Source organism: Streptomyces sp. yr375, assembly GCF_900110755.1.
GTDB lineage: Bacteria > Actinomycetota > Actinomycetes > Streptomycetales > Streptomycetaceae > Streptomyces.
On record NZ_FOFF01000009.1, the window covers coordinates 188,497 to 202,556 of the forward strand.

A 14,060-nucleotide genomic window follows, 5' to 3' on the forward strand; every position below is an offset into this window, starting at 1 on the left:
AAAGCCTTTAGATTTACGGGTCCGGGGCGGCCTTGCTCACGCCGTCCGCCCCGGGAACGCCGGTCATCCCGCACGCCCGGAACCCTCCCGTCCGTCGCGCTCGAAGGGCTTCCCATGTCCGACACCGCCCGAGAGCGGAGAACGCCGCCCGCCGCGGCGACCCTCCGCTCGGGTTCCCTCGGCACCGCCGACATCACCTTCTTCGTCGTCTCCGCCGCCGCCCCGCTCACCGTCATGGCCGGCGTCGCCCCGCTCGCCATCCTGCTCGGCGGCATCGGCGCCCCCGCCGGCTACCTCGTCGCCGGCCTCACCCTCGCCCTCTTCGCCGTCGGCTTCACCACCATGAGCCGGCATGTGAAGAGCGGCGGCGCGTTCTACGCGTACATCACCCGCGGCCTCGGCCGGCCGGTGGGCATCGGCGCCGCGCTGCTCGCGCTGATCGGCTACAACGGCATGGAGATCGGTGTCTACGGCCTGCTCGGCAGCACCGGCAAGGACACCGCGCGGGCACTCTTCGGCACCGATCCGCCCTGGCTGCCGATCGCCCTCGCCGGGCTGCTCGTCATCGGCTACGGCGGCTTCCGCTCCATCGACTTCGGCGCCAAGGTGCTGGGCGTACTGCTCGCCGCCGAGACCGGGATCCTGGTGCTGCTCGCGGGCGGGGTGCTGGTCAAGGGGGGTGCGCACGGGCTGTCCCTCGCGTCCTTCGCCCCGGACCACGTCCTCGTCTCCGGTACGGCCGTCGTGCTCGCCTTAGCCTTCGCCGCGTTCACCGGCTTCGAGTCGACCGTCATCTACCGGCGCGAGGCCCGCGACCCGGACCGGACGGTGCCGCGGGCGACCTACGCCGCCATCGGCTTCCTCGGCCTCTTCTACTCCTTCATCGTCTGGATCGTCATCCAGGCCTTCGGCGACCAGGAGGTGATCGCGGCCGCCGCCAAGGACCCCGGCGGGCTGTTCTTCTCCGCCATCACCGCCTTCGTCGGCGGCTGGGCGGCCGACCTGATGCACATCTTCATCGCCACCAGCGTCCTCGCCTCCCTCCTCGCCTTCCACAACGCCATCAACCGGTACACGCTCGCCCTCGCCGAGGAGGGCGTCCTGCCCAAGGCGCTCGGCCGCGTCCACCCGCGCCACGGCTCCCCGTACGTCGCCGGAGTCATGCAGACCGTCCTCGGCGCGGTCGTCGTCCTCGCCTTCTGGGCGGCCGGCGCCGATCCGTACGGGCAGTTGCTCCTGTGGGTCAACACCCCGGGAATGATCGGCCTGTTCACACTCCAGTTGCTCGTCGCCATCGCGGTGCCCTGCTACTTCCGGCGGATCCGGCACCAGGAGGGCGCGCTGCGCACGGTCGTCGCCCCGGTCGTAGCGGCCGTCCTGCTCGCCGGCGCCATAGGCCTCGTCATCACCCACATCGACCTGTTCACCGGCGCGTCCGACGCGGTGAACACCGTCCTCATCGGCCTCGCGCCCGCCGTCTTCGCGGCGGGGCTCGTCCTGGCCTGGTGGCTGCGCCGCGAACGGCCCCTCGTCTACGCCAACTTCGCCGCCGAGCCGGATGAGCAGGACGGACCGGGCGAGCCCGCCGAATTCACTGCGTCGGCCCAACAACCCCGTACGGCAAAGGAGTCCACCGAATCATGACCGCCCCCGAGCTGATCCTCACCGGTGCCACGGTGCGTACCCTCGATCCCGCCCGGCCCTGCGCCACCGCCGTCGCCGTGCGCGACGGGGTGATCGCCGCGGTCGGCGACGAGAGCGACGTACGCGCCTGGCGCGGGCCGGGGACCGAGGTCGTACCCCTGGCGGGTGCGCACCTGGTGCCCGGCCTGGTGGACGCGCACAGTCATCCCGTGTGGGGGCTGGACCTGGCGACCGGGGTGGATCTGTCGGGGGTGACCGATCTCGCGGGGCTGCGGGCCGCGCTGGCCGGGGCCGAGCGGATCGACGGGTGGGTGGTCGGGTTCGGGCTCGATCACAACGCGTTCGAGGGGCGGGCCGTCGACCGGACGCTCGTCGAGGACGTCCTCGGCGGCGCGCCCGCCTTTCTGCGCCTGTACGACGGGCACTCCGCGCTGGCCAGCGGCGCGGCGCTCGCCGCGGCCGGGGTCACCGGGGCGCGGGACTTCGTCCAGCGGTCGCAGGTCGTGTGCGATGCCGAGGGGCGGCCCACCGGGCATCTCGTCGAGCACGCCGCCATGGAGCTGCTGACGGAGGTCGTCCCGACGCCGTCGTACGCCGCCCGGCGGGAACGGCTCGTCGAACTGCTCGCCGCGATGGCGGCCACCGGGCTGACCGGGGCGCACGTCATGGACGCCGGGGATCCGGACCTGGTCGCGGCGGTCGCCCGGGAGACCGTGCTGCCGGTGCGGCTGCGGTTCGCGCCCTGGTGCATGCCCGGCGTGGCCGAAGCCGGGCTCGCGGAGCTGGTCCGGCTCCAGGGGCGAGGCGGGCGGCACTGGGTCGTCGACGGGGTCAAGTTCTTCATGGACGGGACCGTGGAAGGCGGCACCGCCTGGCTGGAGCACGCGGACTGTCATGGACAGGGCACCGCCGCGTTCTGGCCGGACCCCGACGCGTACGGCGACGCGGTACGGCGGCTGCACGCGGCCGGCGTGCGCACCGCCACGCACGCCATCGGCGACGCGGCCGTACGGCACGTCCTCGACGTGGTCGCCGGGCTGGGGGAGGGCGGCCGGGGGCGGCACCGGGTGGAGCACGTCGAAACCGCGCCCGACGCGCTGCTGCCGCGGTTCGCCGAGCTGGGCGTGGCCGCGTCGATGCAGCCGCCGCACACCGCCTACACCCGGGCCGACGGCACCGACGAGTGGTCCCGGCGGCTGGGCGCGGAGCGGGCCGGGCACGCCTGGCGGCTGCGGGATCTACGGGACGCCGGCGCGACGGTCGCCCTCGGCTCGGACTGGCCCATCGCCCCCTACGACGTCCGGGGCGTCCTGGCGACGGCGCGCGCCCCACGCGGGGCCGCATCCCGGCAGGAGGGGCTCACGGGGCTCGAAGCGCTGGAGGGGTGCACCACGCACGCGGCCCGCGCCGCGGGGGAGAGCGGACGGGCCGGACAGATCGCCGTCGGACAGCGCGCCGACCTCACCGCGCTCGGCCTCGACCCGGTGGCCGCCCCGCCGGACGAGCTCACCGAGGCACCGGTGCTGCTGACCGTGACCGGGGGGCACGTGGTGCACCGGGGAGAGCGGTGAAGGTCGCGCTAGGCCTTGGTGGTGGTGGGGAGTAGGCGGTCGCCCTGTTTCCGGTTCCTCGGTGGTACCCGTCTCGGCAGGGCGTACGGCAGGCGGCCGTACCAGAGGCGGGCCACCGTGAAGCCGAAGGTCAGGCACAGGACGCCGCCCACCGCGTCCAGCCAGAAGTGGTTCGCCGTGGCGACGATGACCACCAGCGTCGCCACCGGGTAGAGCAGGCCCAGGACGCGGACCCAGGGCAGCTTGGCGAGGGCGAAGATCGTCAGGCCGCACCACAGGGACCAGCCGATGTGCATCGACGGCATCGCCGCGTACTGGTTCGACATGTGTTTCAGGTCGCCGGACGCCATCGAGCCCCACGTCCGGTGCACCATCACCGTGTCGATGAAGCCGCCGCCCGGCATCAGGCGCGGCGGCGCCAGGGGATACAGGTAGTAGCCGACGAGAGCCACCGCCGTCGTCGCGAACAGCACCAGGCGCGTCGCCGCGTACCGGCCGGGGTGGCTGCGGTAGAGCCAGACCAGGACGGTCAGCGTGATCACGAAGTGCAGCGTCGCGTAGTAGTAGTTCATGCCCACGACGAGCCAGGTCACCGAGTTCACCGCGTGGTTGACGGACTCCTCGACGGCGATGCTGAGGTGGTTCTCCATGCGCCAGATCCAGTCCGCGTTGCGCAGCGCCGCGGCGCGTTGCTCCGGGACCGCGTTGCGCACGAGTGAGTACGTCCAGTAACTCACCGCGATGAGAAGGATCTCGAACCACAGGCGGGGGCGGCGGGGGGTGCGCAGCCGCGCCAGCAGGCGCTGCCTGGGCTCGGGCCCGGGTCCGGGCTCGGTCGTGACCGGGTACGGAACGGCCTGGTCACGGCCTTCCAGCGAAGTCACAGTCGATTCACCCATGAACATAAAGTCTGCCAGAAAAGCCCTCTTGGCCCGATCATCCCCCGGACGGGTCCGCCCCGCATGTTCTACAACGGGCGGACGACGGCGTCTACTCCCCGTGTACTGGGGGGAAAACCCTGGTTCTCCACCCTGAGGACCCTAGGGGCGATTCCGGTCCCCGGGTGCCGAGGCGGTCGAGCCGCGCACCACCAGTTCCGGCATGAACACGAACTCGCTGTGCGGCGCCGGAGTCCCGCCGATCTCCTCCAGCAGCGTGCGGACGGCGGCCTGGCCCATCGCCGGGACCGGCTTGCGGACCGTGGTGAGGGGCGGGTCGGTGAAGGCGATCAGCGGGGAGTCGTCGAAACCGACCACCGAGACGTCCCGGGGGACGTCGAGGCCGCGCTGCCGGGCCGCGCGTATCGCGCCCAGCGCCATCATGTCGCTGGCGCAGACGATCGCCGTACAGCCCCGGTCGATCAGGGCCGTGGTCGCGGCCTGACCGCCCTCCAGGGTGTACAGGGAGTGCTGGATCAGGTCCGTCTCGATCGTCTGCGGGCTCAGGTCGAGCTGGTCCTGCATGGCCCGTACGAAGCCCTCGATCTTGCGCTGGACCGGCACGAACCGCTTGGGGCCCAGGGCCAGGCCCACCCGGGTGTGGCCGAGGGAGACGAGGTGGGTGACCGCCAGGGTCATCGCCGCCCGGTCGTCGGGGGAGATGAACGGCGCCTGCACCTTCGGGGAGAAGCCGTCCACCAGCACGAAGGGGACGTTCTGCGCGCGGAGCTGCTCGTAGCGCTGGGTGTCGGCCGTGGTGTCGGCGTGCAGCCCGGAGACGTAGATGATGCCGGCGACCCCGCGGTCGACCAGCATCTCGGTCAGCTCGTCCTCCGTGGAACCGCCCGGGGTCTGGGTGGCGAGCACCGGGGTGTAGCCCTGCCGGGTCAGCGCCTGGCCGATGACCTGCGCCAGGGCCGGGAATATCGGGTTCTCCAGCTCCGGCGTGATGAGGCCGACCAGACCCGCGCTGCGCTGCCGCAACCGGACCGGGCGCTCGTACCCCAGGACGTCCAGCGCGGCGAGCACGGACTGACGGGTGGTGGCGGCGACGCCAGGCTTGCCGTTGAGGACGCGGCTGACGGTCGCTTCGCTCACTCCCGCCTGCGCGGCGATGTCGGCAAGCCGTGTGGTCACAGGGGTGGACTGTACCGGTCGGGTCGGCCGGCCTCGCCCGGTCTGCTGCGTCATCGCGCTCCCTCGTGATCCCTCATGAAAGTGATGGCAAGAGCTTGCAGAGTCTTGCATAGTCGCCCTGAAGTGCTCCAGTGCTGTAAACGAGCGTCTCACGGCGGTCGCTGTTGGATCACGCCCGGATAACTTCGAAGCACTCTTGCACTTTTTTGCTGCAAGGACTTTCGCGCCGCTTACATCGCTGTTACGTTCGGCGACGCCCGACGGCGTAGTCCCCCTCCCATGCGATCCCCCCCCACCGAAGCCCCAAGCCCCCAAGCCCCCAAGCCCCCAAGCTCCCTCACCCCAGCCCTCAAGGAGAAACTCATGCGGCGTGGCATAGCGGCCACCGCGCTGGTCGCGTCCTTCGCCCTCGCGGCGACGGCCTGCGGCTCGGACGGCAGCGGCAGCGACAAGTCCGACGGGCCGGTGACCATCACCTGGTGGGACACCTCCAACGCCACCAACGAGGCGCCCACCTACCAGGCCCTCGTCAAGCAGTTCGAGGCCGCCAACAAGGACGTCAAGGTCAAGTACGTCAACGTGCCCTTCGACCAGGCGCAGAACAAGTTCGACACCGCCGCCGGCGCGTCCGGCGCCCCCGACGTGATGCGCTCCGAGGTCGGCTGGACCCCCGCCTTCGCCAAGAAGGGCTACTTCCTGCCGCTGGACGGCACCGAGGCCCTCAAGGACAAGGCCGCGTTCAAGCCGAACCTGGTCGAGCAGGCCACGTACGACGGCAAGACCTACGGCGTGCCTTTGGTCACCGACACCCTCGCGCTCGTCTACAACAAGGCCCTCTTCGCGCAGGCCGGCCTCACCGCCGTCCCGAAGACCTGGGCCGAGCTGAAGACCGCCGCCGCCACCGTCAAGGCGAAGACCGGCGTCGACGGCTACTGGGGCTCCGCCACGGCGGGCTACTACGCGCAGCCGTTCCTCTACGGCGAGGGCACCGACACCGTCGACGCCGACGCCAGGAAGATCACCGTCGACTCGGCGGCGGCGAAGAAGGCGTACGGCACCTGGCTCGGCCTCTTCGACGGCAAGGGCCTGCACAAGGCCGACACCACCGCCGACGCCTACGCCCACATCCAGGACGCCTTCGTCAACGGCAAGGTCGCCGCGATCATCCAGGGCCCCTGGGAGATCACGAACTTCTACAAGGGCACCGCCTTCAAGGACAAGGGCAACCTCGGCATCGCCACCGTCCCGGCCGGCTCCACCGGCAAGGCGGGCGCCCCGACCGGCGGCCACAACCTCTCCGTCTACGCCGGCTCCGACGCGGCCCACCAGGCCGCCGCGCTGAAGTTCGTCAACTTCATGACCTCGGCGGCGTCGCAGGCGACCGTCGCCCAGAAGAACTCCACGCTGCCCACGCGCGACGACGCCTACACCGCCGCCGTCAAGGCCGACCCGGGCATCGCCGGCTACCAGAGCGTCCTGGCCGCCGCCCAGCCGCGCCCCGCGCTGCCGGAGTACAGCTCCCTGTGGGGTCCGCTCGACACCGAACTGCCCAAGATCGCGGGCGGCGACGAGTCCCTCGACAAGGGCCTGAGCAACGTCCAACTCGCCTTCGCGAAGCTGCTGCCGGACTTCGGCAAGTAGGCCCCGCGTGGCCGTCGGATCCCCCGGACACACACCGGATTCCTGGGGGGAGGGATCCGGCGGCCACCGGTCTGTGCGTCGTACCTCCCCGTCGAAGAACCAGCGTGAAGATCCAGAAGGTGTCGCATCATGACAGTCGCCATCGACCGCGCGACCGGCAGGCGCAGCGGTGACCGTGAGCCGAGGCCCGGGCTGGGCATCCGCCTGAAGCACGGCTACCACAAGCACTGGTACGCGTACGTGATGATCGCGCCGGTGGCGGTCGTGCTCGGCACCCTCGTCCTGTACCCCCTGGTGTACGGCCTCTACCTGACGCTGACCGACGCCGACAGCCTGAACACCGCGCGCACCATCGGCGTCAACCACATCGACGCCACCTACAAGTTCATCGGCCTCGACAACTACGCCGACATCCTGTGGGGCCCGACCGCCTACGACCGCTTCTGGTCGCACTTCCTCTGGACGATCGTGTGGACGGCCGCCTGCGTCGCCCTGCACTACGGCCTCGGCCTCGGCCTCGCGCTCCTGCTCAACCAGAAGCTGCGCGGGCGCACGGTGTACCGGCTGATCCTGGTCCTGCCGTGGGCGGTGCCCACGTTCGTCACCGTCTTCGGCTGGCGGTTCATGCTCGCGGACGGCGGCGTCATCAACTCCGCGCTCGACGCGCTGCATCTGCCGACCCCGCTGTGGCTGGAGGACACCCTCTGGCAGCGGGTCGCCGCGATCATGGTCAACACCTGGTGCGGTGTGCCGTTCATGATGATCTCGCTGCTCGGCGGCCTCCAGGCCATCGACGGATCGCTGTACGAGGCCGCCGAGATGGACGGCGCGAGCGCCTGGCAGCGCTTCCGGCACGTCACCCTGCCGGGCCTCAGGTCGGTCAGCTCCACCGTCGTCCTGCTCGGCGTCATCTGGACGTTCAACCAGTTCGCCGTCATCTTCCTGCTGTTCGGCACCACCGCGCCGGACGCGCAGATCCTCGTCACCTGGGCGTACTTCCTCGGCTTCGGACAACAGCCGCGCGACTTCGCCCAGTCCGCCGCCTACGGCATCCTGCTGCTGGCCATCCTGATCGTCTTCACCTCGTTCTACCGCCGCTGGCTGAACCGCAACGAGCAGCAGCTCGCGATCTGAGGCAGGAGTGCCCGTTCCCATGAGTACGACGACGCGTACGACGACCCCGGCCGCAGGTCGGCCCCAGCAGCCCAGCCGGACCGACCGGAGCGACCGCCCCGACCGGACCCGGCGGCGCGGCGAGAACAGCCTGGCCGGCTCCCTCGCCTCGCACGGCATCCTGATCGTCGCGAGCCTGATCGCGCTCTTCCCGATCGGCTGGCTGGTCTACCTGTCCCTCGGCCCGGACAAGGACGACTATCTGCACCCGGGCGGCATCTGGGCCAAGATGACGTTCGACAACTACGCGTTCGTCCTCCAACACACCAAGTTCTTCGACTGGTTGAAGAGTTCGCTGATCGTCACGCTCGGCACCACGGCCATCGGCGTGCTGATCGCCGCCACCACCGGCTACGCCGTCTCCCGCATGCGCTTCCCCGGCTACAAGAAGTTCATGTGGGTGCTGCTGGTCACCCAGATGTTCCCGGTCGCCGTGCTGATGGTCCCGATGTACCAGATCCTGTCCGACCTGCGACTCATCGACAACTACCTCGGCCTGATCCTCGTCTACTGCACGACGGTCATCCCGTACAGCGCCTGGCTGCTCAAGGGGTACTTCGACACCATCCCCTTCGAGATCGACGAGGCGGGACGCGTCGACGGGCTCACCCCCTTCGGCACCTTCTTCCGGCTGATCCTGCCGCTGGCCAAGCCGGGCCTCGCGGTGGCCGCCTTCTACAACTTCCTCACCGCCTTCAGCGAGGTCGCCTTCGCCTCGACGTTCATGCTCAGCGACGACAAGTACACGCTCGCCGTGGGTCTCCAGTCGTTCGTCAGCGAGCACGACGCGCAGCGCAACCTGATGGCCGCCACCGCGGTGCTGATCGCGATACCCGCCGCCGCGTTCTTCTACCTCGTGCAGAAGAACCTGGTCACCGGCCTCACGGCGGGCGGCACCAAGGGGTGAGCGGCCTCGGTCGCCTCACCCGCCCGAGACTCCCGCGCGCCTGAGCGCGCGGGTTGCGGCCGCGGTCACCATCCGACCCCGCTGTGACCGCGGCCGCCTCGTCAACTCGCCGTCGACCCCACCAACTCGCCATGAATTCCACCCCGTTACGCACCAAGGACGCCATGAGCCAGCAGCCCTCCGCAGCCCCGGCCCCCGCCCCCTCCGCCGCGACGGCCGTCGCCAAGCGCCGTGACTGGTGGCGCGACGCGGTGATCTACCAGGTGTACCCGCGCAGTTTCGCCGACAGCGACGGCGACGGCATGGGCGACCTGGAAGGCGTACGCTCCCGACTCCCGTACCTGCAGGGCCTCGGCGTGGACGCCGTGTGGCTCAGCCCCTTCTACGCCTCCCCGCAGGCCGACGCCGGCTACGACGTCGCCGACTACCGCGCCGTCGACCCGATGTTCGGCACCCTCCTGGACGCCGACGCGCTCATCCGCGACGCCCGCGAACTGGGCCTGCGGATCATCGTCGACCTGGTCCCGAACCACTCCTCCGACCAGCACGAGTGGTTCAAGCGGGCGGTGGCGGAAGGCCCCGGCTCCCCGCTGCGCGACCGCTACCACTTCCGGTCCGGCCAGGGTGAGAACGGCGAACTCCCGCCCAACAACTGGGAGTCCATCTTCGGCGGCCCGGCGTGGACGCGGGTGACCGAACCGGACGGCTCGCCCGGCGCGTGGTACCTCCACCTCTTCGCCCCCGAACAGCCCGACTTCAACTGGGAACACCCGGCGGTGGGAGACGAGTTCCGCTCGATCCTGCGCTTCTGGCTCGACATCGGCGTCGACGGCTTCCGCATCGACGTCGCCCACGGCCTGGTGAAGGCGCCCGGCCTCCCGGACCTCGGCGCGCACGACCAACTCAAGCTGCTGGGCAACGATGTCATGCCGTTCTTCGACCAGGACGGCGTCCACGAGATCTACCGCGAGTGGCGGCTCATCCTCGACGAGTACTCGGGCGAGCGCATCTTCGTCGCGGAGGCGTGGACGCCGACGGTGGAGCGCACGGCGAACTACGTCCGCCCCGACGAACTCCACCAGGCCTTCAACTTCCAGTACCTGAGCACGGATTGGGACGCGGACGAACTGCGGACGGTCATCGACCGCACCCTCGAGGCGATGCGCCCGGTCGGTGCCCCGGCGACCTGGGTCCTCTCCAACCACGACGTCACCCGGCACGCGACCCGCTTCGCGAACCCGCCCGGCCTCGGCACCCAGATCCGCACCGCGGGCGACCGCGAACTGGGCCTGCGCCGGGCACGGGCGGCGACCCTGCTGATGCTGGCGCTGCCCGGCTCGGCCTACGTCTACCAGGGCGAGGAGCTCGGCCTCCCCGACGTCGTCGACCTGCCCGACGAAGTCCGCCAGGACCCGGCGTACTTCCGCGGCGCGGGCCAGGACGGCTTCCGCGACGGCTGCCGCGTCCCGATCCCGTGGACCCGCGAGGGCTCGTCGTACGGCTTCGGCGACGGCGGCAGTTGGCTGCCCCAGCCGCCCGTCTGGGGCGAGTTGAGCGTGCAGGCACAGGAAGGCACGGCGGGCTCGACCCTGGAGCTCTACCGCTCGGCCCTCACCCTCCGCCGCACCACCCCCGACCTCGGCGCAGGCGACACCCTGGACTGGCTACCGTCCCCCACAGGCGTCCTGGCCTTCCGCCGAGGCGCGTTCACCTGCGTCACAAACACCACACCCGAGCCGACGACAACCCCGACGTACGGCCGCGTACTCCTCACGAGCGGCGAGACGGTGGATTCGGCGGAGCCGGCGGAGCCGGACGCGGGCGAGACGAGCCTGCCGGGTGACACGACGGTCTGGTGGACGACGGACTGACGACGGTGACTGACGACAGAGGCTGATGGTCCGTCACCTCAGCCTGGCCCGCCGCTCCTTGCCGGAGCGGCGGGCCTCGTGCGTTTTCCTTGCAGTTCCTTCACATCACTGCTCTGCCCCGCCGGCCGAAGTTCCTCTTAACATCTCTCCACCGCAAGGTTTCTGAAAGATTGCAGCAAGAACCTTCAATGGAGAAGGAACCCCACATGGCAAGCAGCAGACCTCTTTCGGGCGCCCTCGCCCTGGCCGCCGCCGTGGCCGTCGTCATTGCCCCCGGTGCCGCCACCGCGTACGCCTCCCCGCCCGGCGTCAAGGACGTCACCGCCGTCCTGTTCGAGTGGAACTTCGCCTCGGTCGCCAAGGAGTGCACCAACACACTCGGCCCGGCCGGGTACGGATACGTGCAGGTCTCCCCGCCCGCCGAGCACATACAGGGCGCGCAGTGGTGGACGTCGTACCAGCCCGTCAGCTACAAGATCGCGGGTCGGCTGGGCGACCGTACGGCGTTCCAGGACATGGTGAACACGTGCCACGCGGCCGGGGTGAAGGTCGTCGTCGACTCCGTCGTCAACCACATGGCGGCCGGCGCCGGCACCGGGACCGGCGGGTCTTCGTACACGAAGTACGACTACCCGGGCCTCTACTCCGCCGCCGACTTCGACGACTGCACCTCCCAGGTGACCAACTACGCCGACCGCTGGAACGTCCAGCACTGCGAACTCGTCGGCCTCGCCGATCTGGACACCGGTGAGGAGTACGTCCGCAAGACCATCGCCGGGTACCTGAACGACCTGCTCGCCCTCGGCGTCGACGGCTTCCGCATCGACGCGGCCAAGCACATCGACACCGCCGACCTCGCCGACATCAAGTCACGGCTGACGAATCCGGGCGTGTACTGGAAGCAGGAGGTCATCTACGGGAGCGGAGAGGCCGTCCAGCCCACCGAGTACACGGGCAACGGGGACGTCCAGGAGTTCCGTTACGCGTTCGACCTCAAGCGCGTCTTCAACAACGAGAACCTCGCCTATCTGAAGAACTACGGTGAGGGCTGGGGGTACTTGAGCAGCTCCGTCGCCGGTGTGTTCGTCGACAACCACGACACCGAGCGCAACGGCTCGACCCTCAACTACAAGGACGGCGCGAACTACACGCTCGCCAACGTCTTCATGCTCGCCTATCCGTACGGCGCTCCGGACATCAACTCCGGTTACGAATGGTCGGACACGGACGCCGGTCCGCCCAACGGCGGTGCTGTGAACGCCTGTTGGCAGGACGGCTGGAAGTGCCAGCACGCCTGGCCGGAGATCCAGCGCATGGTCGCCTTCCGCAACGCCACGCGGGGCGAGTCGGTCACCGGGTGGTGGGACAACGGGGGCGACGCCATCGCCTTCGGGCGGGGGAGTAAGGGGTACGTCGCCATCAATCACGAGAGCGGTTCCCTGAGCCGGACGTACCAGACCTCCCTTCCCGCCGGTACGTACTGCAACGTGCAGAACAACACGACCGTGAGCGTGAACGGTTCGGGCCAGTTCACGGCGACCCTCGGGGCCAACACGGCCCTGGCCATCTACACCGGCAAGTCGAGCTGCTGAGTTCCCTCCGGTGGGGTTGACGGTTTCATGACACCGCCCTACGTTCCGCACTGACTGGGAGCGCTCCCATAACGGTCGGAATTGGGCGGATCATGCTGAGCAGACTCAGGAAATGGACGCTGACCTCCACAGCCGTCCTCCTCACCGTCGCCGGAGTCACGGGGGCCACCTCGCCCGAGGTCGGGGCGGTGGCCCCCGTGGCGGTCGTCGACGGCTCGACCACGTACCAGCCCATCGACGGCTTCGGGTTCTCCGAGCACTTCGGGCGGGCCGCCATCATGAACGGGTCGCAGGGGCTGTCGGCCCGGCATCAGCGCGAGATCCTCGACCTGCTGCTGAGCCGCAGCACCGGCGCCGGACTGAGCATCCTGCGCCTCGGCATCGACTCGGGCATCCAGCCGACCGACCCCGGCGGACCGGACGCGACCCCCGCGTACGTGTGGGACGGCTATGACAAGGGCCAGGTGTGGCTGGCGCGGCAGGCCAAGGCGTACGGGGTGAACCGCTTCTACGCCGACGCCTGGACCGCTCCCGGCTATATGAAGACCAACGGGACCGATGGCGACGGCGGGACGCTGTGCGGTCTCGCCGGGGCCTCCTGCGCAAGCGGCGACTGGCGCACGGCGTACGCCAACTACCTTGTGCGGTATGCCGAGTTCTACGGTGAGGCGGGCATCCCGGTCACCGACCTCGGCTTCACCAACGAGCCCGACTGGACGGCGACGTACGACTCCATGCGGCTCACCCCCGCCCAGGCCGTCGAGTTCACCAAGGTCCTCGGCCCGGTGGCCAACTCGGCCGGATACCAGGTCGCTTGCTGTGACTCCTTCGGCTGGAACCAGCAGAAGGCCTACAGCAGCGCCATCGAGGCCGACCCGACGGCCCGGGGACTCGTCGCCACCCACACCGGCCACAACTACGCCAGCGCCGTCGACGGACCGCTGCCCACCCGGAAGCGCACCTGGATGTCGGAGTGGTCGCCCAACGGCACGACCTGGAACGAGAATTGGGACGACGGAAGCGGCTACGACGGCTTCACCGTCGCCGCCGCCGTCCATGACGCCCTCACCAAGGGCAACACCAGCGGGTACGTCTACTGGTACGGCGCGTCGACCGGCGCCACCCGGGGTCTGATCCAGATGGACGGCGACGGCTACCACGTGTCGAAGCGGCTGTGGGCGCTGGCCAACTACAGCCGCTTCATCCGCCCCGGCGCCACCCGCATCGCCGCGACCGCCCCCGACGCCGACCTCAAGTTGTCCGCGTTCCGCAACGCCGACGGCACGGTGACGGTCGTCGCGCTCAACGCGGCCACCAGCGCCAGTCAGGTGGCGTTCAGCCTGCCGAACACGGGGATCGCGACGGGCACGGCGACCCCGTACCTCACCGACGCCACGCACAACACCGCCGAGCAGCCGGCCCTCGCCGTCGACGGAGGCTCCCTGACGGCCACGGTCCCGGCCCGCTCCCTCGTCACCTACACCATCATGTGAAAGTTCTTGCCACGAGTTGCGGAACTCTTGCTGTAACACTTGCGGCGGCGATACGGTCGCGCGGGGTCGGACCCGAGACGAGCGCAAGAGTGC

At 70.0% G+C, this 14,060-nt stretch carries 10 protein-coding genes; 8 read left to right on the top strand and 2 right to left on the bottom strand.

Features of this window, described 5'->3' with window-relative positions:
* Positions 1–114: 114 nt before the first annotated feature.
* Positions 115–1,644 carry an APC family permease gene (locus BMZ82_RS12795; protein ID WP_093774956.1) on the top strand — a complete coding sequence of 510 codons (1,530 nt, stop codon included), beginning with the start codon at positions 115–117 and terminating at the stop codon, positions 1,642–1,644.
* On the top strand, positions 1,641–3,215 hold the full coding sequence (locus BMZ82_RS12800) for an amidohydrolase (protein WP_093774958.1): 1,575 nt from the start codon (positions 1,641–1,643) through the stop codon (positions 3,213–3,215). The genes BMZ82_RS12795 and BMZ82_RS12800 overlap by 4 nt, the downstream gene beginning before the upstream one ends.
* A gap of 8 nt (positions 3,216–3,223) precedes the next feature.
* Here BMZ82_RS12800 and BMZ82_RS12805 read toward each other — a convergent pair whose 3' ends face one another.
* Both BMZ82_RS12805 and BMZ82_RS12810 read right to left on the bottom strand, forming a co-directional pair.
* Positions 3,224–4,114 carry a phosphatase PAP2 family protein gene (locus BMZ82_RS12805; RefSeq protein ID WP_093775059.1) on the bottom strand — a complete coding sequence of 297 codons (891 nt, stop codon included), beginning with the start codon at positions 4,112–4,114 and terminating at the stop codon, positions 3,224–3,226.
* Positions 4,115–4,255: 141 nt separating this feature from the next.
* Positions 4,256–5,290 carry a LacI family DNA-binding transcriptional regulator gene (locus BMZ82_RS12810; protein WP_305729207.1) on the bottom strand — a complete coding sequence of 345 codons (1,035 nt, stop codon included), beginning with the start codon at positions 5,288–5,290 and terminating at the stop codon, positions 4,256–4,258.
* Between the two features lie 363 nt (positions 5,291–5,653).
* Between BMZ82_RS12810 and BMZ82_RS12815 the strand changes: the two genes are divergently transcribed.
* From BMZ82_RS12815 to BMZ82_RS12840, 6 genes are all read left to right on the top strand, one after another.
* A complete protein-coding gene (locus BMZ82_RS12815) occupies positions 5,654–6,931 on the top strand; it encodes an extracellular solute-binding protein (protein WP_093774962.1) in 1,278 nt (425 codons plus the stop codon).
* A gap of 129 nt (positions 6,932–7,060) precedes the next feature.
* Positions 7,061–8,065, top strand: a complete 1,005-nt coding sequence (locus tag BMZ82_RS12820) for a carbohydrate ABC transporter permease (RefSeq protein ID WP_093774964.1) — start codon at positions 7,061–7,063, stop codon at positions 8,063–8,065.
* Between the two features lie 19 nt (positions 8,066–8,084).
* A complete protein-coding gene (locus BMZ82_RS12825) occupies positions 8,085–9,011 on the top strand; it encodes a sugar ABC transporter permease (protein WP_093774966.1) in 927 nt (308 codons plus the stop codon).
* A gap of 164 nt (positions 9,012–9,175) precedes the next feature.
* Positions 9,176–10,882: a glycoside hydrolase family 13 protein gene (locus tag BMZ82_RS12830; protein ID WP_093774968.1), complete on the top strand. Its 1,707-nt coding sequence runs from the start codon at positions 9,176–9,178 to the stop codon at positions 10,880–10,882.
* 206 nt (positions 10,883–11,088) lie between these two features.
* The gene (locus BMZ82_RS12835; RefSeq protein ID WP_093774970.1) at positions 11,089–12,474 is read left to right on the top strand and encodes an alpha-amylase; all 1,386 of its coding nucleotides are present in this window, start codon (positions 11,089–11,091) and stop codon (positions 12,472–12,474) included.
* Positions 12,475–12,566: 92 nt separating this feature from the next.
* A complete protein-coding gene (locus BMZ82_RS12840) occupies positions 12,567–13,967 on the top strand; it encodes a glycoside hydrolase family 30 protein (protein WP_093774972.1) in 1,401 nt (466 codons plus the stop codon).
* Positions 13,968–14,060 lie beyond the last annotated feature (93 nt).

Coding starts and splice junctions, on each gene's coding strand:
- BMZ82_RS12800 (WP_093774958.1), top strand. CDS start 1,641: ATGACCGCCCCCGAGCTGATCCTCACCGGTGCCACGGTGCGTACCCTC.
- BMZ82_RS12825 (WP_093774966.1), top strand. CDS start 8,085: ATGAGTACGACGACGCGTACGACGACCCCGGCCGCAGGTCGGCCCCAG.
- BMZ82_RS12840 (WP_093774972.1), top strand. CDS start 12,567: ATGCTGAGCAGACTCAGGAAATGGACGCTGACCTCCACAGCCGTCCTC.
- BMZ82_RS12815 (WP_093774962.1), top strand. CDS start 5,654: ATGCGGCGTGGCATAGCGGCCACCGCGCTGGTCGCGTCCTTCGCCCTC.
- BMZ82_RS12795 (WP_093774956.1), top strand. CDS start 115: ATGTCCGACACCGCCCGAGAGCGGAGAACGCCGCCCGCCGCGGCGACC.
- BMZ82_RS12835 (WP_093774970.1), top strand. CDS start 11,089: ATGGCAAGCAGCAGACCTCTTTCGGGCGCCCTCGCCCTGGCCGCCGCC.
- BMZ82_RS12830 (WP_093774968.1), top strand. CDS start 9,176: ATGAGCCAGCAGCCCTCCGCAGCCCCGGCCCCCGCCCCCTCCGCCGCG.
- BMZ82_RS12820 (WP_093774964.1), top strand. CDS start 7,061: ATGACAGTCGCCATCGACCGCGCGACCGGCAGGCGCAGCGGTGACCGT.
- BMZ82_RS12805 (WP_093775059.1), bottom strand. CDS start 4,114: ATGGGTGAATCGACTGTGACTTCGCTGGAAGGCCGTGACCAGGCCGTT.